General features: G+C 38.4%; 23 protein-coding genes and 1 other annotated feature. Of the genes, 7 read left to right on the forward strand and 16 right to left on the reverse strand.

What is annotated here, in order from left to right:
• Nucleotides 1-7: 7 nt before the first annotated feature.
• From BG04_RS09055 to ezrA, 5 genes are all read right to left on the reverse strand, one after another.
• On the reverse strand, nucleotides 8-1,600 hold the full coding sequence (locus BG04_RS09055) for an amidohydrolase (protein ID WP_034648638.1): 1,593 nt from the start codon (nucleotides 1,598-1,600) through the stop codon (nucleotides 8-10).
• A 123-nt stretch (nucleotides 1,601-1,723) separates the two neighbouring features.
• Nucleotides 1,724-1,912, reverse strand: coding sequence for an alpha/beta-type small acid-soluble spore protein (locus tag BG04_RS09060; RefSeq protein WP_013059477.1), 189 nt, complete (start codon nucleotides 1,910-1,912; stop codon nucleotides 1,724-1,726).
• Nucleotides 1,913-2,000: 88 nt separating this feature from the next.
• Nucleotides 2,001-3,212 carry a tRNA uracil 4-sulfurtransferase ThiI gene (gene thiI, locus BG04_RS09065; protein WP_013059478.1) on the reverse strand — a complete coding sequence of 404 codons (1,212 nt, stop codon included), beginning with the start codon at nucleotides 3,210-3,212 and terminating at the stop codon, nucleotides 2,001-2,003.
• A gap of 6 nt (nucleotides 3,213-3,218) precedes the next feature.
• Nucleotides 3,219-4,361: a cysteine desulfurase family protein gene (locus tag BG04_RS09070; RefSeq protein ID WP_034648637.1), complete on the reverse strand. Its 1,143-nt coding sequence runs from the start codon at nucleotides 4,359-4,361 to the stop codon at nucleotides 3,219-3,221.
• Nucleotides 4,362-4,632: 271 nt separating this feature from the next.
• On the reverse strand, nucleotides 4,633-6,324 hold the full coding sequence (ezrA, locus tag BG04_RS09075) for a septation ring formation regulator EzrA (RefSeq protein ID WP_016765733.1): 1,692 nt from the start codon (nucleotides 6,322-6,324) through the stop codon (nucleotides 4,633-4,635).
• Nucleotides 6,325-6,537: 213 nt separating this feature from the next.
• On the opposite strand from ezrA, the gene hisJ reads away from it, so the two are divergent.
• Entirely contained in the window at nucleotides 6,538-7,332 is a 795-nt protein-coding gene (gene hisJ, locus BG04_RS09080) for a histidinol-phosphatase HisJ (RefSeq protein WP_013085218.1), read from the forward strand.
• On the opposite strand, the gene refZ is transcribed toward hisJ, so the two are convergent.
• Complete coding sequence (gene refZ, locus BG04_RS09085) at nucleotides 7,324-7,971, reverse strand: forespore capture DNA-binding protein RefZ (protein WP_013085219.1); 648 nt, start codon at nucleotides 7,969-7,971, stop codon at nucleotides 7,324-7,326. The genes hisJ and refZ overlap by 9 nt on opposite strands.
• A gap of 217 nt (nucleotides 7,972-8,188) precedes the next feature.
• Between refZ and BG04_RS09090 the strand changes: the two genes are divergently transcribed.
• Both BG04_RS09090 and rpsD read left to right on the forward strand, forming a co-directional pair.
• Entirely contained in the window at nucleotides 8,189-8,668 is a 480-nt protein-coding gene (locus BG04_RS09090) for a GAF domain-containing protein (RefSeq protein WP_013085220.1), read from the forward strand.
• A gap of 416 nt (nucleotides 8,669-9,084) precedes the next feature.
• Nucleotides 9,085-9,687, forward strand: a complete 603-nt coding sequence (rpsD, locus tag BG04_RS09095; RefSeq protein WP_013059485.1) for a 30S ribosomal protein S4 — start codon at nucleotides 9,085-9,087, stop codon at nucleotides 9,685-9,687.
• A gap of 71 nt (nucleotides 9,688-9,758) precedes the next feature.
• Here rpsD and tyrS read toward each other — a convergent pair whose 3' ends face one another.
• Nucleotides 9,759-11,018, reverse strand: coding sequence for a tyrosine--tRNA ligase (tyrS, locus tag BG04_RS09100; protein WP_013085222.1), 1,260 nt, complete (start codon nucleotides 11,016-11,018; stop codon nucleotides 9,759-9,761).
• A 75-nt stretch (nucleotides 11,019-11,093) separates the two neighbouring features.
• Nucleotides 11,094-11,304 (reverse strand) — a binding site (T-box leader).
• A gap of 139 nt (nucleotides 11,305-11,443) precedes the next feature.
• Complete coding sequence (acsA, locus tag BG04_RS09105) at nucleotides 11,444-13,159, reverse strand: acetate--CoA ligase (protein WP_034648635.1); 1,716 nt, start codon at nucleotides 13,157-13,159, stop codon at nucleotides 11,444-11,446.
• A gap of 284 nt (nucleotides 13,160-13,443) precedes the next feature.
• Here acsA and BG04_RS09110 point away from each other — a divergent pair, with 284 nt between their 5' ends.
• Genes BG04_RS09110 through BG04_RS09120 form a run of 3 tightly spaced genes read left to right on the forward strand, consistent with a single transcriptional unit; the run spans nucleotide 13,444 to nucleotide 15,911 of the window.
• The gene (locus BG04_RS09110; RefSeq protein ID WP_016765738.1) at nucleotides 13,444-14,076 is read left to right on the forward strand and encodes a hypothetical protein; all 633 of its coding nucleotides are present in this window, start codon (nucleotides 13,444-13,446) and stop codon (nucleotides 14,074-14,076) included.
• Between the two features lie 30 nt (nucleotides 14,077-14,106).
• Nucleotides 14,107-14,748 carry an acetoin utilization AcuB family protein gene (locus tag BG04_RS09115; protein ID WP_016765739.1) on the forward strand — a complete coding sequence of 214 codons (642 nt, stop codon included), beginning with the start codon at nucleotides 14,107-14,109 and terminating at the stop codon, nucleotides 14,746-14,748.
• Nucleotides 14,748-15,911, forward strand: coding sequence for an acetoin utilization protein AcuC (locus BG04_RS09120; protein ID WP_016765740.1), 1,164 nt, complete (start codon nucleotides 14,748-14,750; stop codon nucleotides 15,909-15,911). The genes BG04_RS09115 and BG04_RS09120 overlap by 1 nt, the downstream gene beginning before the upstream one ends.
• Nucleotides 15,912-15,940: 29 nt before the next feature.
• Here BG04_RS09120 and motS read toward each other — a convergent pair whose 3' ends face one another.
• The 7 genes from motS to BG04_RS09155 all read right to left on the reverse strand — a co-directional run bounded on the left by motS (nucleotide 15,941) and on the right by BG04_RS09155 (nucleotide 21,910).
• Nucleotides 15,941-16,597 carry a flagellar motor protein MotS gene (gene motS, locus BG04_RS09125; RefSeq protein WP_016765741.1) on the reverse strand — a complete coding sequence of 219 codons (657 nt, stop codon included), beginning with the start codon at nucleotides 16,595-16,597 and terminating at the stop codon, nucleotides 15,941-15,943.
• Nucleotides 16,587-17,390, reverse strand: coding sequence for a flagellar motor protein MotP (gene motP / locus BG04_RS09130; protein WP_016765742.1), 804 nt, complete (start codon nucleotides 17,388-17,390; stop codon nucleotides 16,587-16,589). Before motP ends, motS begins: the two co-directional genes overlap by 11 nt.
• A 52-nt stretch (nucleotides 17,391-17,442) precedes the next feature.
• Nucleotides 17,443-18,441, reverse strand: a complete 999-nt coding sequence (gene ccpA, locus BG04_RS09135; RefSeq protein WP_013059493.1) for a catabolite control protein A — start codon at nucleotides 18,439-18,441, stop codon at nucleotides 17,443-17,445.
• 558 nt (nucleotides 18,442-18,999) lie between these two features.
• Entirely contained in the window at nucleotides 19,000-20,076 is a 1,077-nt protein-coding gene (locus tag BG04_RS09140; RefSeq protein WP_034648633.1) for a bifunctional 3-deoxy-7-phosphoheptulonate synthase/chorismate mutase, read from the reverse strand.
• Between the two features lie 328 nt (nucleotides 20,077-20,404).
• Nucleotides 20,405-20,728 (reverse strand): bacillithiol system redox-active protein YtxJ, encoded by a 324-nt coding sequence (ytxJ, locus tag BG04_RS09145; RefSeq protein WP_013059495.1) that lies wholly within the window; start codon nucleotides 20,726-20,728, stop codon nucleotides 20,405-20,407.
• 213 nt (nucleotides 20,729-20,941) lie between these two features.
• The gene (locus BG04_RS09150) at nucleotides 20,942-21,397 is read right to left on the reverse strand and encodes a YtxH domain-containing protein (protein WP_013059496.1); all 456 of its coding nucleotides are present in this window, start codon (nucleotides 21,395-21,397) and stop codon (nucleotides 20,942-20,944) included.
• A gap of 27 nt (nucleotides 21,398-21,424) precedes the next feature.
• Entirely contained in the window at nucleotides 21,425-21,910 is a 486-nt protein-coding gene (locus tag BG04_RS09155; RefSeq protein ID WP_013085231.1) for a DUF948 domain-containing protein, read from the reverse strand.
• 281 nt (nucleotides 21,911-22,191) lie between these two features.
• Here BG04_RS09155 and BG04_RS09160 point away from each other — a divergent pair, with 281 nt between their 5' ends.
• Nucleotides 22,192-23,307, forward strand: coding sequence for an aminopeptidase (locus BG04_RS09160; RefSeq protein ID WP_013085232.1), 1,116 nt, complete (start codon nucleotides 22,192-22,194; stop codon nucleotides 23,305-23,307).
• A gap of 40 nt (nucleotides 23,308-23,347) precedes the next feature.
• On the opposite strand, the gene murC is transcribed toward BG04_RS09160, so the two are convergent.
• On the reverse strand, nucleotides 23,348-24,649 hold the full coding sequence (gene murC, locus BG04_RS09165) for a UDP-N-acetylmuramate--L-alanine ligase (protein WP_013059499.1): 1,302 nt from the start codon (nucleotides 24,647-24,649) through the stop codon (nucleotides 23,348-23,350).
• Between the last annotated feature and the right edge of the window lie 111 nt (nucleotides 24,650-24,760).

The following is a 24,760-nucleotide window of genomic DNA, read 5'->3' on the forward strand; positions in this document are numbered from 1 at the left end:
GCGCTTTTTATTTTTGATATACAATTTCTCCATTAATAGCAGTCATCTGCACCTGTACCCCTGGAATATCATCTGCAGGTATCTCAAACAGATCTCTTTCTAATACGGTAAAATCAGCTACATAGTCTTTTTGAATATATCCTTTTTTATGCTCTTGATGAATGGCCTGCGCGCTTCCTAATGTAAACAGCTGAACAGCTTCAAATACAGTGAGTCGCTCAGAAGGTATGTAAACGACCGAGCTGTTCGGAGAAGTTTTTCTAGAAACTGCTGCATGAATCGTTAACATGGGATTGATAGGTTCAATAGGCGCATCCGATCCGCCTGCACACATAACGCCCTCGTCCAATAACGTTTTCCACGCATAGCAATAGTCCAAATGCTCTTCTCCAATTTTTTCAATAACCCATGGAAAATCACTGGCTAAAAACCGAGGCTGGATATCCAGCACAACCGGGAGCTTTTTTACACGATCAACTAAATCTTTTCGTAGGATTTGCGCATGAATAATACGATCTCTTTGCCCTGTTTGAGGAGGATATTGTTCGATGCTTTCTACTACATATTGAAACGCTAAATCACCAATCGCATGAATTGCAACGGTCATATTCAATTCCCTCGCTTTTCTCACTAGCTGTTTTAATTCATCGAGTGATTGAATAGCTACACCTCTTGTAGAAGGGTCGCTTTTGTATGGAAAGCTTAAAAGAGCAGATTGACTGCCGAGCGAACCATCAGCAAAAATCTTCATTGGCCCTATTTCAATAAAAGCGGATGTGTCTTTCTTTTCTTCAACGTATGTATACATATCATCTACAGCTTCATGATGAACAAGTAAATGAGCACGAAACAGCTGCTTTTCTTTATGAATAACGTCTTGAAATGCTTGATATGTACGCAAAAAGCCTCCATAATAATTTAAATCTTCCGTATGTCCACCCGTCAATCCGTACTGAACACAATCTTTAATAGCTACTGAAAGAGCTTGTCGAATGTATGCTTCCGTTACTTGAGGAATATGAGCCGTTACTAATTCTTGCGCTTGATCAGCCAAAAAACCAGTAGGATTTCCCGCTTCATCCCTCTGGATAATACCTCCTTCCGGGTCGCGTGTTTCAGCTGTAATCCCGGCTTTTTTAAGAGCAGTCCCGTTTACTACTAATCCGTGACGACAGACTCGCTTCAACATAATAGGATGTTCTGTTGAAAGTTGATCAAGATCTTGATAGTGAATCAAAGAGGAATCTTCCCACTGATTTTCATCCCAACCTTCTCCAATTACCCATTCTCCTTTTGGTGTACTCTCTACTTTTTGCCGAACGCGCATCAGCACGTCTTCCTTAGAAGTAGCTTGAGACAAATCAAGCCTAATGAGCTTTTCACCATGACCAATTAAGTGAAGATGGCTATCTACAAAGCCCGGATACATTGGATATCCCTTGAGGTGTACTTCATTGTCAATCTCAGCACCCCATTTGATTCTTAGATCTTCTTCTGCGCCTATATCTTCAATGAATCCTTTTTCAATATATACGCTTTCTACATGCTCATCTTCTTTTAGCATCGTATATATTTTGCCTCCGTAAAATAAAGTCCCCATCGCCAACATCTCCTTTACTTTATAAAGCTTGATCTTGTCTCTATTATACGTGACAAAACAAACAAGACAAAAGAGTGAGGTTTCCCCCACTCTTTTTAGCCATCATTATTTAGTTAATATGACTTATTTACCACCAAGTTGTTGCTCAGCCATTTGAACTAAGCGTTTAGTGATTTCTCCACCAACAGATCCGTTAGCGCGAGCTGTTGCTTCTGGTCCAAGATTTACACCGAATTCAGAAGCGATTTCGTATTTCATTTGGTCGATAGCAGCTGCTGAACCAGGAGCTACTAATTTGTTTGTGTTTGCCATGTGTTTTCACCTCCTTGTTGAATATAGATTGTGTCAAAACACATGGCATCATACATTATTTTTTTGGTAATTTTATGAAATTTAACTTTTAAAATAAATCTTCTACGCTGTCTGCGGTATTTGTAGCCGAAGAAGCTGTCATCTCAAGCGTTTCTACATTATTTACCGCTTCTTGAATTAATGTTTCAAAATCATAAAATTGTTCGTATCGATTTATTTTTTCACGCTTTGGCTTCGTTTTTGGTGAGCTTGGCGTAAAAATTGTACAGCAGTCTTCATACGGTCGATTCGAAATTTCATGTGTATCAATTTTGCGGGCAATTTCAACAATCTCCGTTTTATCCATTGTTACAAGCGGACGCAAAATTGGCGTATTAGTCACTTCATTAATCGCATACATGCTCTCAACCGTTTGACTAGCTACTTGCCCTAAGCTGTCGCCAGTTACGATAGCTAACGATTCATTTTTTTCACGAATAAGGTCCGTGATTCGAAGCATCATACGGCGTGTAGAGGTCATGGTATAATTCTCTGGAATTTGCTTTTGAATCGCTTGCTGTACAGCTGTAAACGGTACAATGTGAAGCTTTACTTTTTCGTGATAAGCCGTTAATTTTTGCGTTAAATCGATGACCTTTTGCTTAGAACGTTCACTTGTAAAAGGCGGACTGTAAAAATGAACCGCTTCTATTTCTAAACCACGCTTCATGGCTAAGTATCCTGCAACCGGGCTGTCAATTCCTCCAGAAAGCATCAGCATCGCTTTTCCACTCGTACCAACTGGAAGACCTCCTGCTCCGCGATAATCAAAACATGTAATATACGTTGCTTCACTTCTCACTTCTACTCGTACATTTACGCTTGGTTCTTTTACGTTTACCTTTAGATGCTCTGTATTTCGTAGAATATGACTTCCTACTGCATAATTTAATTCGTTTGTATCAAGAGGAAATTGTTTATACGCTCTCCGAGTAGATACTTTGAATGTTTTTCCTTCTATATCAAATTCTTTCATTGCTTCTAACGCTGCTTCTTGAATCGCTTCAAGCTCATTTTCAACTTTTAATGCTAAACTAAAGCTTTGAATACCAAAGATTTGCTGAAGACGTTCGATGATAGGCTCGTGATTTTCACCGTTTAAGTGAATATACATGCGGTCTCTTGTGTATTTTACGTGAATATTTTGGAATGCACTAAGAGCCGTTACGATATTTTTTCTTAGCTGGGCAACAAATTTTTTTCTATTTTGTCCTTTGGTTGAGATTTCTCCGTACCGAATTAAAATATGGTTATATATCATAATCATTTACCTCATTACTTTCTTTAGATCTTCAATTACTGTGAAAATAGCATTTACAATGGGCGTTACTTCATTATAATCATTTAAGCCTGACAAGCTTAATCGAATGGATTGATCGGCTTCTTCGTAATTTTTACCGATAGCTAAAAGCGTTTTGCTTGGCTTTTTTCGCTTTGATGAGCAAGCAGATGTAGTGGATACAAACACTCCTTTTTCTTCAAGAGCGTGAACAAAAACCTCACCTTTAATACCTTGTGCTGTAAAATTTATAATATGAGGTGCCGAATGCTCATTCGGCGTATTAACCGTGATTCTTTCGTGAGCAGAAAGTTTGTCCATCAGTTCTGCTTTTATTTCCCGCATTTTTTGCTGATTTTGAGCAGCATGTTCAAGTGTTAAACGAAGTGCTTTAGCAAATGCTACGATTCCCGGCACATTTTCCGTGCCTGATCGATTCTGCATTTCCTGAGAGCCTCCGCTAAGCAGCGGATGAAGCTGAACTCCATTTCGTTTATATAAAATTCCCGTCCCTTTTAAGCCGTGAATTTTGTGCCCTGATAATGTGCATAAATCAATTTTATGATCCGCTAAAGAAAGCGGAACTTTTCCAATCCCCTGCACATGATCGACGTGAAAAAGCACCTTGGAATAGTTCGTCAGCATCTGTCCAATTTCTTCAATTGGCTGAATGGTGCCAATCTCATTATTTACATGCATAACAGATACTAAAATGGTTTCATCCGTAATAGCTGATTCAATAGCCGCAGGTGATACAAAACCACTGGAATCTACCGGAACATACGTAACGTTAAATCCTAGGACTTCTAACTGCTTGAATGGTTCATGAACAGAATCATGTTCAATATTTGTCGTAATAATATGCTGACCTCGGCTTTTATATTGCATCGCTACGCCTTTAATAGCCAAATTATTTCCTTCCGTTCCTCCAGATGTAAAGATAATTTCATTTGACGATACGTGCAGCAATTCTGCTACTTGCTCACGCGAACGGCTCAACAAATTCTCCGCCTGTACGCCAAACTGATGGAGGGAGGATGGATTGCCATAATAAGTTGTAGCTACTTTGATAAAAGATTGTATGACTTCGTTATAGGGTTTTGTTGTAGCGCTATTATCTAAATAAATCAAGGATGCGCGCCCCCTTCTTCATTTTTTCGGAACAACGTATTATCATAACATACCTTAATACTTTTTTAAATTAGGTTTTGCCTTAGTAATCATAACAAGGATAGACGATCTTTTCAAAGCTATTTGCCACTTTATAAGCAAGGTCTCCCCTTGCTTATCCTAACAGTTGCTGCCGTATTTATAGACTATACCATTAGCATTGAAAGAGATACGAGATAGTATGCAAAGAAAAGCATCATAAAAAAGCTCGTGTCCAAAGGACACGAGCTTTTTAACTCTGTGAAGATACAATACGCTGTATACGATCCAGCGCACCGGGATCTACTTGCTCAATAGCTGCAGATGCCTGTTTTAATGCTTCTTTGTATTCATAATGACGAAATGCTTCTTCTGCTTCTTCTAAAGACTGTGCAATTGAGTGATGAGTACTTCTATAGCGGTTACCGTATTGAATCACTCTTTCAACGAGTCGCGCTTCTTCTAACATTGCCTCTGTTTCATCAAATGTATCCTGAACAAAACCAACAGCATCTTCAAGTAAAGATTGAACAGCTTGAATATTAAGCGGTTTTTCTTTCAGCTTAGCGGTTACTTCATTTAAGATATGAACCGTTTTTTCAAGCTGCACTTTATATTCTTCAGGAACACCAGGAAGGTTGCTTTTTTGAATAAGGCGTCGTGCTTCAATCAACTGAGATTTCAGTTCTTCTATTTTGTCCTTAGCTGAGAGCTCATCTTTGCGAAGAGCTTGTAGCATATCGCTATAGGATTCCTGAGATTCTTTTAATTGGTTAAGCTGTTTGGAAACGTCTTCGAGTTCTTCTTGGATCACACTGTAGGCTAAATTGTGCTCCGCCACCTTGTCCGAAATATTATAGTACAAGTTAGTCAATCGTTTTAGTTCGCGGTCCATTTTATAATATACGTCTAAATCGCGCTCTTTAAAATGATAGCTTTGCTGTACAAATAGCGTTTCTTCACGAAGTTCACGGTTTCGTTCTTGAAGCATACGAAGGAAGTTAGATACCGTATGAGATTCACGGTTCATTTTATGATAGGAGAAAACCTCATGCTCAAGTGAGTCATATAACTGCTCTAAGCGTTCGTTCACATCATCTAGTTTTGTAATCGCTTCTTCCACATATAATTCTTCAATATCTGCAATAATTTCAGCAGTTTCTTGTTTTAAAAGCTCTACCGTTTCTTCTACTTGCAGATGATCTAACACATATCCCTGCTCACTCATTTCGTGGAACCCGTCAAGCAGTTCATTGAACTGAACAGGAAGAGTGGTCTGACACTCAACTAACACTTTTGGAATTTGTTCTAAATACGAATCAATAGCTGTTAAATCAGTTTTTAATTGAAGAACAATCTCACGTGCTTGAAGATAGTTTCCGTTAATCGTCTCTTCCTCGTATTTTTTAAACTGCTCTTTAGACGTATTAATTGCGTATTCTAACGTTTTTTCAGCATTTCCATAGGAATACCGATGTGCGAGCAATTTTTTCTTCACATGGCGGTGAAGCTGATTTAATTCCTCAATATCATATCGATTATCTTGTTCGCTACCAATTAAATTTTGAAGTTCAGTAAGTATGTTTTCAATATCTATCTTGGTTTGTTCTAAGGCTTGATCAATATGTATAGATAACTGCTTCGCTTTTTTAAATCGGTATTTATCCGCTGCTTCTTCCGTTTCAAACAGTTCTTTATCAATTTTAGGGAGATTAGTTGATATAATTTCATCCCACTGCTCACGCCAACGTTCAAATAGCTCTTCAGTTTGACCTGTCATGTTCAATTCTTTTACTTTTGAAATTTCCTCTGCAACTGGCGTATTTGCTAATTCGACTTTGATCGTTTCCAGGCGATCAATTTCTTGATAAATCTTTTTACGTGAAAACATTCCGTACACAACTAATCCGATAATAAGTATGATTAGTGCTATAATGAATTCCATACTAAGCCCCCTTACAGTGCGTTCTACATGACAAGTTTCTTATTTATAAAAAGGGTCAATTTAATCCTTTAAATTTTTTTGCGTCAATGTTTTTATGATACCATGTAAAGTCCAACTTTTGAGCAAAAAATTAAATTTTTTTATACAAAATATTGGCATGGAGTCACTTTGTGTCGTTACAATGGAAAAAGAAGAAAAAAGGAGGCATTTTTTATGAAAGTTGACAAACATATTCATACTCCATTTTGCCCACACGGCTCACCTGATTCATTGCAACAATATGTTGAACAGGCGATTTCCCTGAACTTTTGCGAGATTTCGTTTACAGAGCATGCTCCATTACCAAAAAGCTTCAGTGATCCGACGCCTGATCGCGACAGCGGAATGGATCCTGACAAACTTGATCGCTACATTCAAAACGTACAGCAAGTTAAAAAAGAATTTGAGCCCGATATTCGTATTAATATCGGATTGGAAGTTGACTTTATTGAAGGATTTGAACACGAAACAACAGATTTCTTAAACGAATATGGTCCTTATCTCGATGACAGCATACTTTCTGTCCACTTCTTAAAACATGAAGAAGGATATGATTGCCTAGATTTTAGCGCTGACGTATTTGCACATATTGTACAGAAGTTTGGCAGCGTAAGCAAAGTATATGATAAGTATTACAACACCGTATTACGCTCTGTACAGGCCAATTTAGGCGTTTATAAGCCTAAGCGCATTGGTCATATGACGCTCGTACATAAATTTCAAACTCGCTTTCCATATGAAGACACACTTTCACCTATTATTTTAGCAATACTCGATGAAATAAAAATGAAAGATCTGGCTTTGGATTATAATGGTGCAGGGTTGTTTAAGCCTTTGTGCAAGGAAGCGTATCCAGCTCCCTTTGTCGTAAAAGCAGCCCAACAGAAAAAAATCCCTCTCGTATATGGGTCAGATGCCCACTGTGCGAAGGATTTAGGCCAAGGCTATGGAGAGCTCCATTTAGGATAATTGAACGCGCAGTTTGTTTGTCCGTTCATATGGCAAACATACCGTAGTGTGGACCCATTGCTCAAGCTCAATCGCATATTGCTGAACAAAATACGGTTCGTGAGGCAATATATGAAGAACTTCACTTAGGTACTGAGGATGAAGATAAGGCATAGACAGCATGCCCTTAAGCTCAATGATTGTAAAGGAAACGTGCAGCTTTCGAAATTCCTTTTCTTTCATCCCTCTTTCAAGGATTGTTTTTAAGTAGTACTTTTCCTTGGTTAAATACGTAGTCATAACTTCTCGAATTAAAATCGTGTCAAGAGAGATTTCTCTATATACGAGCCGGGCAATATGCCTATTTTCGTGCTGGTAATGTAAGATAGCTCGAATCATCACGATCATACTTTCTGTTGAAGACAGCTTTTTCATTTCTTGGAATGCTTGCTCCAGTACCGCAATATAACCTTCAAAATAAGAAATCACTAAACTTTCAAGCAATCCTTCTTTGCTATGAAAATAATATGAAATATTCGCTACGTTCACTTTCGCTTTTCCTGCAATCTCGCGCACCGACGTACCATCAAAACCTTTTACGTTAAAAAGAGAAACAGCCGCATCAATAATTTTCTCTTTCGTTTTTGACTGTACAGCCATCTATCTACACCTCATTTCGATTTATTTTTACAAAACACATATGATTGCAAAATTGTGTAGAAATCGTTACAGTATTTAAAAAGGATTTTAGTAGCCTCTCTACATAATTCGTGATAGGCTTTTTAGTTCCTGTAATCTTTTATCGACAAAGTAGCGTTAAAACTGACGTTTCCTGATAAAAACTCATTAAATCTTATGTTGAATGGAGGAGAATACATTGTTTAATGTCGAAAACTACAGCGGCTCAAAACAAAAGGATTATGAATTAGTAATTAAGCAATTACGCGCCTTATTAGAAGGAGAAAGTAATACAATTGCTAATCTAGCAAATGCTTCAGCGTTACTAAATCAATTTTTAAATGAAGTAAACTGGGTAGGCTTTTATTTAATGGAAGACGGCGAGTTAGTACTCGGCCCTTTCCAGGGGCTGCCGGCTTGTGTTCGCATTCCACTTGGAAAAGGCGTATGCGGTACAGCAGCTCAAAATCAAAGAACAGAGCGAATTGAAGATGTTCATGCATTCCCTGGCCACATTGCATGTGATGCCGCTTCTCAATCTGAAATTGTTGTACCAATGGTAAAAGACGGTAAACTTTTAGGTGTTCTTGATATTGACAGTCCAATCAAAAATCGCTTTGATGAAATCGATCAACAGTATCTTGAAGAATTCGTCAAAGAACTCACTTCTTTTCTTTGAATATGAATAAGCAAAAAAACCGCTGTAAATCAGCGGTTTTTGCTTATTAAACAAACGTTTGATTAGCCCATCACCACCGTTTTCTTATGTTCTTTCTTCTCCTTTCATACTTCAAAAGAATATATCCTTTCTTTTACATTCTTTTAATCTTCAATCTTCCTTGACTTTATACGAGGAAACACCTATAATACTCGTTGTGTGAAATATTGCAGCTTATACAATCTTCTTTATGTTTTTTCATTTTGTTCCTCATTAAAAGGTTGTTTTACAGAAGTAGCAATTCTTTTAACAAGATGGTGTATCGTGTAACTCTCTGCTGCTAGAGCGATGGTACATGAAAACAAAATGAGCATATCGCTAGAATGTGTCTGTTTTTGTTTTGCATAAAATAAAAACACAAACAAGGAGGAGTCATCATGGCTCGTTATACAGGTCCAAGTTGGAAAATCTCTCGTCGCTTAGGTCTTTCTCTAAGTGGTACAGGTAAAGAATTAGAAAAACGCCCTTACGCTCCAGGTCCACACGGCCCAGGTCAACGTAAGAAAATTTCTGAGTACGGTTTACAATTACAAGAAAAGCAAAAATTACGCCACATGTATGGTGTAACTGAGCGTCAATTCCGTAACTTATTCGTTGCTGCTGGTAAATTAACTGGTAAGCACGGTGAGAACTTCATGATTCTTTTAGAAGCTCGTCTTGATAACTTAGTATACCGTATGGGTCTTGCACGCACTCGTCGTCAAGCTCGTCAATTAGTTAACCACGGTCACGTTTTAGTTGACGGTAAACGCGTTGACATCCCATCTTACCGTGTACAACCTGGTCAAGTGATCGGTGTTCGCGAAAAATCTCGCAACCTTTCAATCGTGAAAGAAGCGCTTGAAGTTAACAACTTCGTACCAGACTACTTAACAGTAGACGCTGAGAAATTAGAAGGTACATTCACTCGTTTACCAGAGCGTTCTGAATTATCTGCTGAAATCAACGAAGCACTAATCGTAGAGTTCTACTCTCGTTAATAGTAAAAAGCCGTTCCTTATGGAGCGGCTTTTTTGCTATCTATATAAAAAAAAGGCCTTTCGGCCTTTTTTTATGCGTATTGAATAAGCGTATATTTTTTCTTGCCTCGACGAATCACTGTGAATTGACCTTCAATACGGTCTTCTGCACCTACTGTTTTTTGTAAATCTTGTTCACGCTCACCATTTAAGTAAATCGCACCGTTTGAAATATCTTCACGTGCTTGACGTTTAGAAGGAGAAATTTTACTTTCTACAAGTAAATCAATTAAACCAATATCTTCACCTGTATGCGTGTAAGAAGGAACATCCTTGAATCCTTGCTTAATTTCTTCTGCTGTTAATTCTGAAATACTTCCGCTAAATAAAGCTTGCGAAATACGAATTGCTTGCTCAAGAGCTTCTTCACCGTGTACAAGCGTAGTCATCGCTGCCGCTAGTGCTTTTTGTGCTTCGCGTTTTTCAGGAGCTTCTTTTGCAGAAGCTGCTAATTCATTAATTTCCTCGTGTGATAAGAATGTAAAGTATTTTAAATATTTTATAACATCACGATCATCTGTATTAATCCAGAATTGGTAGAATTCATACGGACTTGTTTTTTCAGGATCTAACCAAATTGCTCCGCCTTCTGTTTTACCGAACTTCGTCCCGTCCGCTTTTGTTACAAGCGGAACTGTTAATCCAAATGCTTTTGCATCTTCTTCTGATTTACGAATTAATTCTAAGCCAGCTGTAATATTTCCCCATTGGTCGCTGCCGCCAATTTGAAGCTTACAGTTATATGTTTGGTATAAATTCAAGAAATCGTATGATTGTAAAATCATGTAGCTAAATTCCGTAAATGAAATGCCTGATTCGATACGAGATTGAACAGAATCCTTTGCCATCATATAGTTAATACCAAAGTTTTTACCGATATCTCGTAGGAATGTAATAACATCTAATGAGCCAATCCAGTCATAGTTATTTGCAATAACTGCTGCATTTTCACCTTCTTCGAAATCTAAGAAGCGTGAAAGCTGACCTTTAATACGCTCACTAAACATGGCAACCGTTTCTTTTTCATTTAATGTACGCTCTGCTTTTTTACCGCTTGGATCTCCAATAAGCCCCGTACCTCCACCAACTAATGCAATTGGTTGGTGGCCAGCTTGTTGAAAGCGACGCAAAATTAAAACAGGAAGCATGTGGCCGATGTGAAGGCTGTCGGCTGTCGGATCGAATCCACAGTACAAACGAACAGACTCTTTACTCAAAAGTTCACTTAAACCTTTTTCATCCGTTTGTTGGTTAATGAGCCCTCGAAACTCAAGATCTTGTAAAATATCCATGTTATATATTCTCTCCTTTATCTAATTGCTCGTTACAATTTGTTGAACAACATAAAAAACGCCCCTTCTTAAAAAAGAAGGGACGAAAATATCGCGGTACCACCCTATTTGGAAATAAATTATTTCCCACTTAAATGATGTAACGGTCTACCCGTCTTTTGCTACTGTAAGTTCACAAAAGATGCTCAAGGACGTATTTCATATTTGTCTATGTACTGATTTTCAGCAACCATCAGCTCTCTTAAACAGGGAGACAAGTATTACTTCTTCCTATCACTGCAGTTTATTTTATTTAAAAGTTTACACCCCACAATTATGAATGATTTTATTTTAAAATTCAAGTCCAAAAAAAAGTTCAAACAGCTGGCTGTTTGAACTTTATAAAAATCACTTATTTTCCCTACAAAGATTGAAACATTTACTCCTTAGTCTTCCATCGTTGACAAATCGCCCGTTGGCAAATCTAATTCCCACGCTTTTAAAACGCGACGCATAATTTTACCACTTCGTGTTTTAGGTAGCTTATCTTTAAACTCGATTTCACGCGGGGCTGCATGAGCAGCTAACCCTTTTTTCACAAATTGACGAATATCTTCAATCAGTTCATCTGAAGATTCATACCCATCTCTAAGTGCGATAAATGCTTTAATAATTTCCCCGCGCACAGGGTCAGGCTTACCAATAACACCCGCTTCTGCTACAGCAGGATGTTCAACAAGCTTACTTTCTACTTCAAATGGACCCACGCGTTCTCCTGCCGTCATAATAACATCATCGATTCGGCCTTGGAACCAAAAATAACCTTCTTCATCCATATACGCCGAATCACCTGATACGTACCAATCACCTGGCATAAAATATGACTCATACTTTTCTTTGTTGTTCCAAATCGTATGCATCATAGATGGCCAGCCTTTTTTAATTGCTAAGTTCCCCATTCGATAAGGTGGAAGCTCTTGCCCTTGATCGTCAACGATTGCTGCTTGTACGCCTGGAATTGGTTTCCCCATAGATCCTGGCTTAATTTTCATGGACGGATAATTACAAATCGTCTGACCGCCAGTTTCAGTCATCCACCACGTATCATGAATACGTTTTTGGAACACCTTCATTCCCCAGCGTACCACTTCAGGATTTAACGGTTCTCCCACACTTAATACATGTCTGAGATTGCTTAAATCATAGCGTTTAACTAAGTCATCACCAGCACCCATTAGCATACGAAAAGCTGTAGGTGCACTGTACCAAACCGTTACGCCAAAATCTTCAAGTGCTTGATACCATGCATCTGGACTAAAGCGTCCTCCTACAATCACATTGGTTGCTCCAGCAAGCCAAGGACCAAAAATTCCATAGGAAGTCCCCGTTACCCAACCGGGATCTGCTGTACACCAATACACATCGTCATCTTTTAAGTCGAGTACCCACTTTGCAGTTTGATAGTGCTGAAGCATTGCGTTGTGAACATGAAGTACGCCTTTTGGTTTGCCAGTTGAACCTGATGTATAATGAAGCAGCATACCATCTGTTCTATCTACCCACTCAATTTCCACCTCTTTATTCGCCGCTTCTAATCGCTTTAGAAAATCTAGTTGAATGCCTTCTTCTTCTACATTTCCCCCTACAAGGAGAATGTGTTTTAAAGCTGGCAAATCTTTCACCGGAACGCGGCTCAGCAGTTCAGGCGTTGTAATTAACACTTTTGCATCACTGTCTTGCAAACGATCTTTTACTGCACCTTCCATGAACGCTTCAAATAAAGGCCCAACAATAGCGCCAAGCTTCACCGCTCCTAACAATGCAAAATAAAGTTCCGGAGAGCGAGGCATAAAAATAAACACGCGATCTCCCTTCTCTACGTCTGCTTGTTTTAGCACGTTTGCGGCCTTGTTTGACCATTCTTTCATTTCTTTGAATGTATATTTTTCATTGCGCTGCGCATCTCGATAATAAAGCGCAACTTTATTTTTACGCGTAGAGTTTGCGTGCTTATCAATTGCTTCATAAGCTGCATTTAATTTACCTGTTTCATGCCATGAAAATTCCTTCTCCACTTGTGACCAGTCAAAGGTTTGATACGTTTTATCGTAGTCCTGTAAGTTGTATACCCCTTCAATTACAGGAAGCGCTTCCACCTTCATCACAAACTCCCCCTTATGTATAAAATTTACAAACCTATTATATAACAAAAATAGACTTTTCACAATTTTATAAAAATTATTTGTCGGAATTGGGATAATAGTCTCCCTTGTTATATGACAACCTTGTTTATATAAGTGTCGAATTAACAAGAATCTCTTTTAATTTTCTATTCTATGTTTTTAAAAAAACTCCTTTTCTTTTATTTAATTTTTTGAAAACGCTTTAATACAGAGTTTTTTTTATATTATAATACAGATAAGACTGCTTGAAGGTGGTGATTCATGTGAAACATTCCCAAACATACAATATGAAAGAACTAAAAACAGCTGTTGGAGCAATTGTTATTGAAGGACCTGTCTCCTCACAGACCTTGCAACAACTTGATTTTCATGAGCAACTAACGGCCTTTCGTCCACCTGAACAGCAAAAAGAAGCATTGATCGAGATTGCCAACTTGCCTGAAGGTAGAATCATTATTGCTCGCCATCATCATACAATCATTGGTTACGTAACCTTTTTATATCCCGATCCTCTAGAACGATGGTCGGAAGGAAATATGGAGAATTTAATCGAATTAGGAGCTATAGAGGTAGCTGCTCCATTTCGCAGCTACGCTGTTGGTAAAAACTTGCTTATCGTATCTATGATGGATGATGCAATGGAAGATTATATTGTCATTACGACAGAATATTACTGGCATTGGGATTTAAAAGGAACAGGGCTAAATGTGTGGGATTACCGCAAAATTATGGAGAAAATGATGAATAAAGGCGGACTTACGTGGTTTGCCACAGATGATCCGGAAATCAGCTCCCACCCTGCTAATTGTTTGATGGTAAGAATTGGGAGAAGAGTACCTCAAGAAAGCATGCAAGAATTTGATAGCCTGCGCTTTCGAAATCGCTTTATGTATTAAGCTGACCTTTAAGAAAAGGAGCCGTGTCTGATGATTGTTGAAGAAATGATGAAAACCGATCTCGTTACCTTAACCCCCGACCATACGATTGCTGAAGCTATGAAACTTTTAGATACACATAAGATTAGACATATTCCTATCGTTAATGACCTTCATCACGTAGTTGGCATCATTTCTGATCGAGACGTAAGAGATGCAAGTCCATCTATTTTAGATAATACTTATACGTCTGCTCTTCTATCCGAGCCTGTGCGGATGATTATGCAAACAGAAGTCATTACAGCTCACCCTCTTGATTTTGTTGAAGAAATTGCAAGTATTTTTTATGAACATCAAATCGGTTGTATTCCCGTCACAAAAAACAAGCGGTTAGTAGGAGTTGTTACCGAGAGAGATCTATTACATACGTTTATTCAGCTTACCGGTACCAATAAACCAGGTTCACAAATTGAAATAAAAGTAGAAAACAAGGCTGGCGTGCTCGCTGAAGTTACATCCCTTTTTGGTTCAACGAGAACAAACATCTTAAGCGTACTTGTCTACCCTGATGTAGATGAACGATATAAAATCCTTGTGCTTCGCATTCAAGCTATTAATCCATTAATTAGTATAAATACATTAAAAGAAAACGGCTATGAGGTGTTGTGGCCTAAATTACCGGAGATGACGTAATGACTAGTAATGCTGTATTTATTTATTCAGATGATATTCTTTCGTACAAATTCAGCAATAATCATCCGTTTAACCAGCTTCGTGTTCAACTAACATATGAACTGTTACGGGAATTTGGCGCTTTAGGCAATCAAGATATTGTATTACCGCGGATGGCATCTGATGAAGAACTTCAGCTTGTCCATGATACTAGCTATATTCAAGCGGTAAAATTAGCAGGAAGCGGCGAGCTTTCTGTTGAAAAAGCAGCAGATTTTGGTCTTGGAACAGAAGATACACCTATGTTTCCCAACATGCATGAAGCCAGTGCATTTTTAGTTGGAGGTACACTTACTGCTGTAGATTATGTGATGACTGGAAAAGCTAAGCATGCTCTAAATTTAGGAGGAGGATTGCACCACGGCTTTCGAGGAAAAGCTTCCGGCTTCTGTATTTATAACGATAGCGCGGTAGCCATCAAATATATGCAGCAAAAGTACAACGCGCGCGTTCTCTATGTCGATACAGATGCTCACCATGGTGACGGCGTTCAATGGACATTTTATGACGACCCTTCCGTTTGTACTCTTTCCATTCATGAAACGGGACGCTACTTGTTTCCAGGTACGGGAAACGTTAACGAACGCGGGCACAGTGAAGGCTATGGTTATTCATTTAATGTGCCTGTTGATGCTTATACCGAAGATGAGTCTTGGCTCGACGTTTATAAGACCTCTTTAAAAGAAGTAGCTGCTTTTTTTAAACCAGATGTTATCTTGACACAAAATGGAGCCGATTCTCATTATTACGATCCGCTCACTCATTTATGCGGCACCACGAAAATATACCGTGAGATTCCTAAAATTGCTCATGAAATTGCCCATGAATACTGTCAGGGAAGATGGATTGCGGTTGGCGGAGGAGGTTATGATATTTGGCGGGTTGTTCCTCGGGCTTGGTCATTCATTTGGCTTGAAATGATTGAACGAAAGGCAGAAGGCATGCTTCCTCTGTCATGGCTTGAAAAATGGACAAAAGTATCGCCCCACCCCGTTTGCACGCAGTGGGATGATGAACCTAATATCTATCAGCCAATTCCAAGAAAACCAGAAATAACAGAAAAAAACGCTCAAACTCTTGAGCGCGCTCTTTATCCTATTCGTTCTCATACATCTCATTCTTAAAAAAAGGCTATACAAGCGTATGGCCTTTTTCACTGTGCTTCGGGATCTGAAATAATAATTTCGACGCGTCTATTTTTTTGTAGATTGTCATTAGACGTGTTCGGAACAAGCGGCTTTGTATCTCCATATCCAAGTGCTTCAAAGCGGTTAGCAGAAAGAGAAAAATGGTTCGTTAAATAACGTATGACGCCGCTAGCACGCGCTGCCGATAGTTCCCAATTAGATGGATAACGATAGGTGTGAATGGGTCGATTGTCGGTATGACCTTCTACTTTAATATCATTTGGAATAGTACTGAATAACCTTCCTAATTCATCTAGAAAAGGAGTACCTTTTTTCAAAATGTCCGCTTGTCCTGTTTCAAACAGCACCTGTTCTTGTAAAATAAGCACAACTCCGCGTTTATCTCGCTTAGCAGTAATGACATTCTGAAGCTTATTTTCCTTCAGGTAGCCCTGCACTTTCGCTAAAATGTTATCCAGCTTTTGAGACTGCTGGCTCTTTTCTACAGAAGCTAATGAGCCACCGCTTGTAAGCGAATTGACAACGGTCTGAAACTTTTGATTATCAACGCTAGACATTGAAAATAGTAAAATAAAAAAAACTAATATTAACGTCACCAAATCAGCAAATGTTACCATCCATTTTGGCGACTGTGCCGAATACCTTTTTCTTCTACGCTTCACGAACGTGTTCTCTCTTTTCTTCCAGCTTTCGTTTTTCAACAGGGGCAAATACTTTTAGCTTTGCTTGCACAAAGCGAGAATTTTGACCCGCCAGCAAGCCGATGACACCTTCAATAATCACTTCTTTAACAAAAAGCTCATGCTCCGTTTTACCAGCTAATTTAGCTGCGATTGGCTGAAAAAACAAGTTTGAAAGCAGCGCCCCGTAGAAAGTCGTTAAAAGAGCAATTGCCATGTTAGGCCCAAGCGACGAAGGAGTATTAAGGCTTTTAAGCATTAGCACTAGCCCAACGAGCGTCCCAATCATTCCCCAAGCGGGGGCATAATCGCCTGCTTTTTCAAACATACTTCGACCTCTCGCATGTCTTTCTTCCACTGCAGCTATTTCAGCTTCAAGAAGCTCTCGAATCATTTCTGGTTCTACTCCATCAATGGCTAGCAAAATACCTTTTTTCACAAATGAATCATCGATTTGTTCAAGTTCTGCTTCTAACGATAGAAGCCCTTCTCGACGCGCTTTCTCCGATAAATGTACAAATGTTCCTACAATTTCTTCTACGTTTATTTCTTTCGATTGAAACGCTTGTTTCCCTACTCTTCCCATATTTTTTAATTGTTTTAAAGGAAAGCTCACGCACAGCGTACCAAAAACGCCTCCCAGTACAATTAAAATCGATGGTACATCAATAAAAGCTAAAAAACCGCTCATTCCCCCACTTGAAATAACCCCAAACACAACCATAGAGATACCAATTAGTATCCCTATAGGTGTGAGCATATCAATTTTTTTCATATTCTATCTCCCCGTGTCTGAACTTGGATTCGTTCTTATTCATTCACAGGTATTATTTTGTTGATTGTCTGAACTCGATGCGGTGAGGAAGCTGTACAATGCTGCTGTCTACCGTTTCTTTGTTCATGTATTTTGTTAAGAGACGCATCGCTACTGCACCAATATCATACATTGGCTGTACAACAGATGTTAACTGAGGACGAACCATTGTTGAAAGTCTTGTGTTATCAAAACCGATAACTTCTAGATCGTTTGGTACATTCAACCCGCGGTCTTGTGCCCCGTGAATAACGCCTAATGCCATTTCATCCGTTCCAACGAAAATAGCAGTTGGTTTTTCATCTTCTTCTAATAGTTTTTCAACCGCTTCAATACCTGAATCGTACGTGTAGTCTCCTTCTACAATATAAGAATCACGTACAGGCAATCCGCTTTCCGTAAGAGCACGCTTGTACCCTTTTACTTTTTTCGCATGATTGATCGGTTCTTCTAACGTACCTGAAACGAATGCAATATTTTTATGACCGCTGTCAATTAGTGATTGCACTGCATCAAAAGCTGCTTGTTCATAATCAATAGTTACAGATGGGATTTGGTTAGTTGATTCGATTGATGCTGCAAGGACAACTGGAACCGGTGATTTTTTTAGCTCTTCTACGTGTTCTTCCGTTACATTCCCACTCATGAAGATGATTCCATCTACTTGTTTACCAAGCATGTTATTTAAAAGGTGAAGTTCTTTATCTTGATTTTGATCGGAGTTACTTAAGATGATATTATATTTGTACATTGTTGCAATATCTTCGATTCCACGCGCTAACTCTGCATAGAAAATATTTGAAATATCAGGAATGATAACTCCTACTGTCGTTGTTTTTTTACTTGCTAATCCACGCGCTACTGCGTTCGGACGATAGCCTAGTCTTTCAATTGTTTCTAATACTTTTTTTCTAGTTGATGGTTTTACATTTGGATTTCCGTTTACCACACGAGAAACCGTTGCCATCGACACGCTTGCTTCCCTTGCTACATCATAAATTGTTACGTTCACAACAAACACTCCTTATCGAAAAACATTTCGTTTATTTTATCCTTATTTCATTTCTTGTATTTACGTATATAAATCCATCTTCCTTTATAGAATGGCTATTTCTAGCTCCTTCACTCTTACATACAGCTTAGATACCCTGTATGCATCTAAATCATTCCTGTTATGCCCTTATTATTACGTGACAAAGACAATTTTACCAGTTTATATGTAACAATGTAAAAGACGGTGTATATTAAGTAAATAAAAAAAGTGAATCGCGAATTTATATCATATGCAATCACAGAATGATAGCGAATATCTGTAACTACTATACGATACTATGTGCTTCATCGCAACGTATTTACCGCCTTTTTCCGACAAGTTTCACGAGAATTTCATAAATTCTTGTTTTTTGGATTTGCACTTATTCTTTCCTATTTTGACAAAAGTTATCGACTGTTTTCAAAATACGTGATAATTTCGCTTATCTTTATTATAACGAAAGGCAAACAAGCTTGAAACCATTAAGTGCCTCAAACTTGTCATAAAAGTATACGAATTTTTCATTTTTACGTTTTTTTATAAATTTAAGTTACATATAGGTTTTAGCTGCTTCATAAATTCTGTAAATTGCGGGATATCCATTTGCTGAGCTGAATCAGAAAGTGCTACCGCAGGATCTGGATGAACTTCTGCCATAATTCCATCTGCACCGATGGCAAGAGCTGCTTTAGCCGTTGGAACAAGTAAATCTCGTCTTCCCGTTGAATGGGTGACGTCGACTAAAACAGGTAAATGAGTTTCTTGTTTTAAAATGGGAACAGCTGAAATATCCAGCGTATTTCGCGTTGCTCGCTCATACGTACGAATTCCTCGTTCACACAAAATCAGCTGATCATTTCCTTTTGACACAATGTATTCAGCAGCATTAATAAACTCATCAATCGTAGCGGCTAAGCCTCGCTTTAATAAGACAGGCTTCTTCATCGCACCCGCTTCTTTTAACAGCTCAAAGTTTTGCATATTACGAGCACCAATCTGAATCACATCTACGTATTCTACAGCTGTTTCAATATCAGCGGGGTCGACAATCTCACTAATAACGGCTAAATCGTATTCGTCAGCTACTCTTTTTAAAATTTGCAATCCTTCTAAGCCAAGGCCTTGAAAATCATAAGGAGATGTTCTTGGCTTGTAGGCTCCGCCTCTAAGCATCCGCACACCCTGCTGCTTCACGACTTTTGCTACGGCTGCTACTTGCTCATAGCTTTCAACGGAACAAGGTCCTGCTACAAAACGCTGAAGTCCGTCACCAATTGTTTCTCCTTTTACCGTAACAATTGTATTTTCCGGCTTCTTTTTACGGGATACAAGAAGTGCTTTACGATGATCATCTTCTTGAAGCTCTAAATGAGCTTTGAAAATCTCTTTGAAAATATGTTGAAGCGTAGACGTTTGAAACGGTCCTTCATTCTTGCTTAAAATCGCATCAAGCATTGCTCGTTCACGAACGGGATCAAACCGTTTGGTTGACTGCATGCCTTTTAACTTTCCTATTTCTTGAACAAGCTCGCCTCGCTCATTAATAAGCATTAACAGTTTCATATTTACTTCGTCAATTTGAGATCGCAAATGCTGAAGATTTGAATTCGTCATGTACGTCCACCCTTTCACTGATTTTAAAAAATCCGTTTAGCAGGGTTACTACATAAGATGATAGATGATGGAGGATATATGTAAGGGGCTTCTCTGCTTTTATGTGCTAAACTACATCTATTGTACGAAAAAGCGGATGAAACCGCAATCAGCTTATAAAAAAAAGAGGTTGAGGCATAGCTAAATCGCTCCAATCTAAAGGCGAAAAAATGGAATAAACAATCTATTATGGATTGCTTGTCATACAGTAAACCTACGTTCACCCTTTCAATGAAAAAATCCGAACGATTAATGTTCGGATTTTTCTTTTACTAAAATACTTTTTCGGTTAGTGAGCTACGTTTTTCGCTAATTCGTCTTCATTAATGTTCCAGTGAGAAGCATGCCACTTCACTTTTCCATCTTCAAACAGAAGCGCTTGAGGTGATTCATGCTTCACTTCATAGGTCTCAGCGATATAGTTAGATACATCACGTGAATCTTGAACATGAAGATAATAAGAAGGAATGTCTTCATGACTAGAAGCAAATGCTGAAAATGCCTCATGACCAGCTGCACTAATTGGACACGTTGTACTGTGTTTTAAAAATAAAAAGCGATTGTTTTCCTTTACAACTTGTTCGAACTCTTCAACTGTTGAAATTTTTTTCATTTTTTTCACCCTTTCTATACTTACTCTTAAGTTTACATGGTTTGAGCGTTTCCATACAAAAAGAGTGCTCAGCTTTATGTATGATGCTCATAAATTCATTTATAAGGTGGGGTTTTTTTCTGCAATGAAACGATTATTTACTTGTTGTTATCCAACCTAAATTACATACAAAAAAAGCGTTCACCCTATACGGTAAACGCTTTTGATTCTTTATTATGGCCGTGGCACTGTGCTTTCCACTTCATCTAGTGCTTTTTGAGCTTCTGTTAGCTTTTGCTGAACGTCTTCGTTGCTTTGAGACTCAACTTCATCAGCAAGCACTTCTAAGCTTGTTGGCGGTAATGCTTCGTGTTCAGGATCTACTTTACGGAAGTTTTTCACCTTGTCCACTACTTGTGAAGATTGCTCAGACAGTGTTTGTGATAAACCAGCTGTTTTTTCTTTAGCCGTTTGAGCAAACCCTTGTCCTTTTTCAACAGCGCTGTTTTTCGCTTGCTCTGTTTTTAAACGAACGTAAGCTGCCTGCTCATTTAAATCAGAACGGAACTCTTTACCTGATTTTGGAGCAAGTAGTAATGCCGTTGCAGCTCCTACAACTCCTCCAATCACTGTTCCTACTAAAAAGCCTTTATTTGAAGTGTTGTTTGGTTTATTTGGTTTGTTTGACATATGCGTCTCCTCCTTTAAAGTTCATCCTTATGAAAATGAGCGTGAGCGTTGAACCGCTTTTTCTTTTACTTCAACAGGTACAGGCTCTGCTTCAACTTTTTTCTGTTTTCTTAATTTTATACGTTCCCATACGTCTAATGCAACATTGCTCCATTGAACAACTTGAGCAACGGTTTCTTTATTTTCTTCTACTTTCTCTGAAACACTTGATGATACGCTTTTAATAGACTTATTTAGGTCTTGGATTGAGTCACCTACGCCTTTAACAGAATCCACCACTGTGTTCAGCGCTTCGGATTTACGCTGAATATCTTCAGCTAACAGATTAGTCTTATGTAAAAGTGCAGTTGTTTCAGCTGTGATTCCTGTCATTTGCTTTTCTACACCGTCTAAAGTACCTGCCACTGAATTTAATGTGTGCTGAACGGATTTCAATGTTTTGGACACGGAAACCACCAGGTAAAAAATCGCAATGGCAACAATAGCAGCGCTTAAATAAAGAATAATAACCATCTGTGCAAGGCACCTCCTATTTTCTTCTCTCTTGTTATAACTACTTTCCCAATTTTATAAACAATTAAACCTTCTATTCCCTATAGACTCTTTAACTTTACCATATCCTCTCTGCTTTTATTCAGAAAAAGGGAAGATTGTACATTATTTCGCGATATATGAGTTATTTCCCTTCCTAAAGAAAAAAAGGATTTTAAAGCATAAAAACAAACAAAATAAGCTCAGTGGGGTACAATAGAAAGTGAATCACCAATCATTGCTATTTTAAGGAGGCACTATTTATGAAAGACCCTAGAATTGCGACATTAGCTAAAAATTTAATTAATTATTCTGTTCGCCTTCAAAAAGGAGAAAAAGTATTAATCGAAAACTTTGGACTTCAGCGCGAACTTGTGACAGCACTTGTAGATGAAGCGTACAAGGCGGGTGGTTATCCATTTGTACTGCTAAAAGATCATTCGGTAGACCGCGCTCTTTTAAACGGTGCACAAGAAGAGCAGTTCAATATGATGGCAGACTTCGAAGCAAATGTGATGAAAGAAATGAATGCTTATATTGGCTTGCGTTCTGGTTCAAACATTTTTGAACAATCAGATGTTCCGGCAGATAAAATGAAAATCCAAGGGAATACGATCGGTAAAAAAGTACATAGAGAAATTCGCGTTCCAAAAACAAAATGGGTTGTTCTTCGCTATCCAAACGATTCAATGGCGCAGCTTGCTAAAATGAGTACAGAAGCATTTGAAGATTTTTATTTTGATGTATGTAACTTAGACTATGGCAAAATGAGCAAAGCGATGGATGCTTTGGTTGAGCTCATGAACCGTACGGACAAAGTGCGTTTAACAGGTGAGAATACAGACTTAACGTTCTCTATTAAAGATATTCCTGCAGTGAAGTGTGCCGGGGAAATGAATATTCCGGACGGTGAAGTATACACGGCTCCTGTACGTGATTCTGTAAACGGAACAATTTCTTACAACACTCCTTCTAACTATCAAGGCTTTACGTTTGAGAATGTATCCTTAACATTTAAAAACGGTAAGATTGTTGAAGCAACCGCTAATGATACAGAACGCATCAACGGCATTTTTGATACGGATGAAGGCGCACGTTTTGTTGGCGAATTTGCGATTGGCGTAAATCCATATATTCAACATCCAATGCAAGACATCTTATTTGATGAAAAAATTGACGGAAGTTTCCACTTCACTCCTGGCGAGTGCTACGAAGATGCGTATAATGGAAACAAGTCAAATATTCACTGGGATATGGTGATGATTCAGCGCCCAGAATACGGCGGCGGTGAGATTTATTTCGATGACGTGTTAATTCGTAAAGACGGGTTATTTGTCATTGAAGAATTAAAAGCGTTAAATCCTGAAAATTTAAAATGAGTTTTGAAATAAAAAAGGCACTCTCCTGAGTGCCTTTTTTTTATGATACGGTTTGCTGATATAGTTTTTCAAACTTTTGAATGTCTCCAGCACCCATAAATACTAATACAGCTTCATTATGGTCTTTTAACGATTCAATTGTTTCTTCATTAATTAATTCAGCTCCGCTGATTTTGCTTCGTAAATCTTCAATTGATAACTTACCTTGATGCTCACGAGCTGATCCAAAAATATCACATAGATATACTTTATCAGCGTGCTGTAAGCTTGCTGCAAAGTCCTCTAAGAACGTTTGTGTACGCGTAAAAGTATGCGGTTGGAAAACAGCCACAACTTCACGGTTTGGATACTTTTGACGAGCAGCTGAAATCGTTGCATTAATTTCCGTTGGATGGTGTGCATAATCATCAATTAGCACTTGTTTGCCAACGTTCTTTTCACTGAAACGACGTTTTACACCTTGATATGTTTTAAAACGCTCTTGCAGCACAGCAACGTCAATTTCTTCATAATGACAAAGTGCAATAACAGAAAGTGCATTTAAGATGTTATGGTCGCCATACCCTGGAATTTCAAATGATGCGTGGAATGTATTACGAACGAACACATCAAATGTTGTGCCTGTTGTGCTTTTTACGATATTACGTGCTTGGAAATCATTTTCTTCGCCTAATCCATAATAAAGAACAGGTACCTTCGCCTGAATTTGCTGCAGATGTTCATCATCACCACAGGCAATAATTCCTTTTTTGACTTGAAGTGCCATCTCTTGGAACGCGCTGAATACATCGTCGATATTGGCAAAATAATCAGGGTGATCAAAATCAATATTCGTCATAATTGCATAGTCTGGCGTATAAGATAAGAAGTGGCGGCGATACTCACATGCCTCAAACGCAAAATACTTGCTGTCTTTTACACCTTTACCCGTACCGTCTCCAATTAAATATGAAGTAGGTTCAGCTCCTTGAATCACATGCGCTAACATACCCGTTGTGGATGTTTTTCCGTGTGCTCCTGTTACGGCTACACTCGTATACTGTTTCATAAAGTCACCTAAGAAACGGTGATAGCGTACAAGCTTGACTCCTTCTTTTGAAGCTGCTTCTGCAATTTCCTCATGCGTATCAGGAAAAGCATTTCCTGCAATTACAGTCATGCCGTCTTTAATATTATTTTTATCAAATGGTAAAACAGGAATTCCCTGCTGTTCTAGTGCTTTTTGCGTAAAAATTTCTTTTTCAATATCCGATCCTTGAACTTGAAAGCCCATATCGTTTAGGATTTGCGCAAGCGCACTCATTCCTGTTCCTTTAATACCTACAAAATGGTAAACTGTCATATAAAGAACCTCCAACATTCGTCTATCTGTAAGACAGTATATGACGGTTATCTAGAATTGCTCTTACAAACGTATATAAATGTCGTTTGATTGCTGATTTCACGATAACAT

It is taken from the genome of Priestia megaterium NBRC 15308 = ATCC 14581, assembly GCF_000832985.1.
Taxonomy (GTDB): domain Bacteria; phylum Bacillota; class Bacilli; order Bacillales; family Bacillaceae_H; genus Priestia; species Priestia megaterium.

Bases quoted from the DNA above. Each gene is read 5' to 3' on its own strand.
- motP (WP_016765742.1), bottom strand. From the start codon at position 17,390: ATGAAAAAAATTGATATGCTCACACCTATAGGGATACTAATTGGTATC.
- BG04_RS09155 (WP_013085231.1), bottom strand. From the start codon at position 21,910: ATGGTTATTATTCTTTATTTAAGCGCTGCTATTGTTGCCATTGCGATT.
- BG04_RS09120 (WP_016765740.1), top strand. From the start codon at position 14,748: ATGACTAGTAATGCTGTATTTATTTATTCAGATGATATTCTTTCGTAC.
- BG04_RS09160 (WP_013085232.1), top strand. From the start codon at position 22,192: ATGAAAGACCCTAGAATTGCGACATTAGCTAAAAATTTAATTAATTAT.
- tyrS (WP_013085222.1), bottom strand. From the start codon at position 11,018: ATGGATATTTTACAAGATCTTGAGTTTCGAGGGCTCATTAACCAACAA.
- ytxJ (WP_013059495.1), bottom strand. From the start codon at position 20,728: ATGAAAAAAATTTCAACAGTTGAAGAGTTCGAACAAGTTGTAAAGGAA.
- refZ (WP_013085219.1), bottom strand. From the start codon at position 7,971: ATGGCTGTACAGTCAAAAACGAAAGAGAAAATTATTGATGCGGCTGTT.
- murC (WP_013059499.1), bottom strand. From the start codon at position 24,649: ATGACAGTTTACCATTTTGTAGGTATTAAAGGAACAGGAATGAGTGCG.
- BG04_RS09150 (WP_013059496.1), bottom strand. From the start codon at position 21,397: ATGTCAAACAAACCAAATAAACCAAACAACACTTCAAATAAAGGCTTT.
- BG04_RS09140 (WP_034648633.1), bottom strand. From the start codon at position 20,076: ATGACGAATTCAAATCTTCAGCATTTGCGATCTCAAATTGACGAAGTA.
- thiI (WP_013059478.1), bottom strand. From the start codon at position 3,212: ATGATATATAACCATATTTTAATTCGGTACGGAGAAATCTCAACCAAA.
- acsA (WP_034648635.1), bottom strand. From the start codon at position 13,159: ATGAAGGTGGAAGCGCTTCCTGTAATTGAAGGGGTATACAACTTACAG.
- BG04_RS09060 (WP_013059477.1), bottom strand. From the start codon at position 1,912: ATGGCAAACACAAACAAATTAGTAGCTCCTGGTTCAGCAGCTGCTATC.
- hisJ (WP_013085218.1), top strand. From the start codon at position 6,538: ATGAAAGTTGACAAACATATTCATACTCCATTTTGCCCACACGGCTCA.
- rpsD (WP_013059485.1), top strand. From the start codon at position 9,085: ATGGCTCGTTATACAGGTCCAAGTTGGAAAATCTCTCGTCGCTTAGGT.
- BG04_RS09055 (WP_034648638.1), bottom strand. From the start codon at position 1,600: ATGGGGACTTTATTTTACGGAGGCAAAATATATACGATGCTAAAAGAA.
- ezrA (WP_016765733.1), bottom strand. From the start codon at position 6,324: ATGGAATTCATTATAGCACTAATCATACTTATTATCGGATTAGTTGTG.
- BG04_RS09115 (WP_016765739.1), top strand. From the start codon at position 14,107: ATGATTGTTGAAGAAATGATGAAAACCGATCTCGTTACCTTAACCCCC.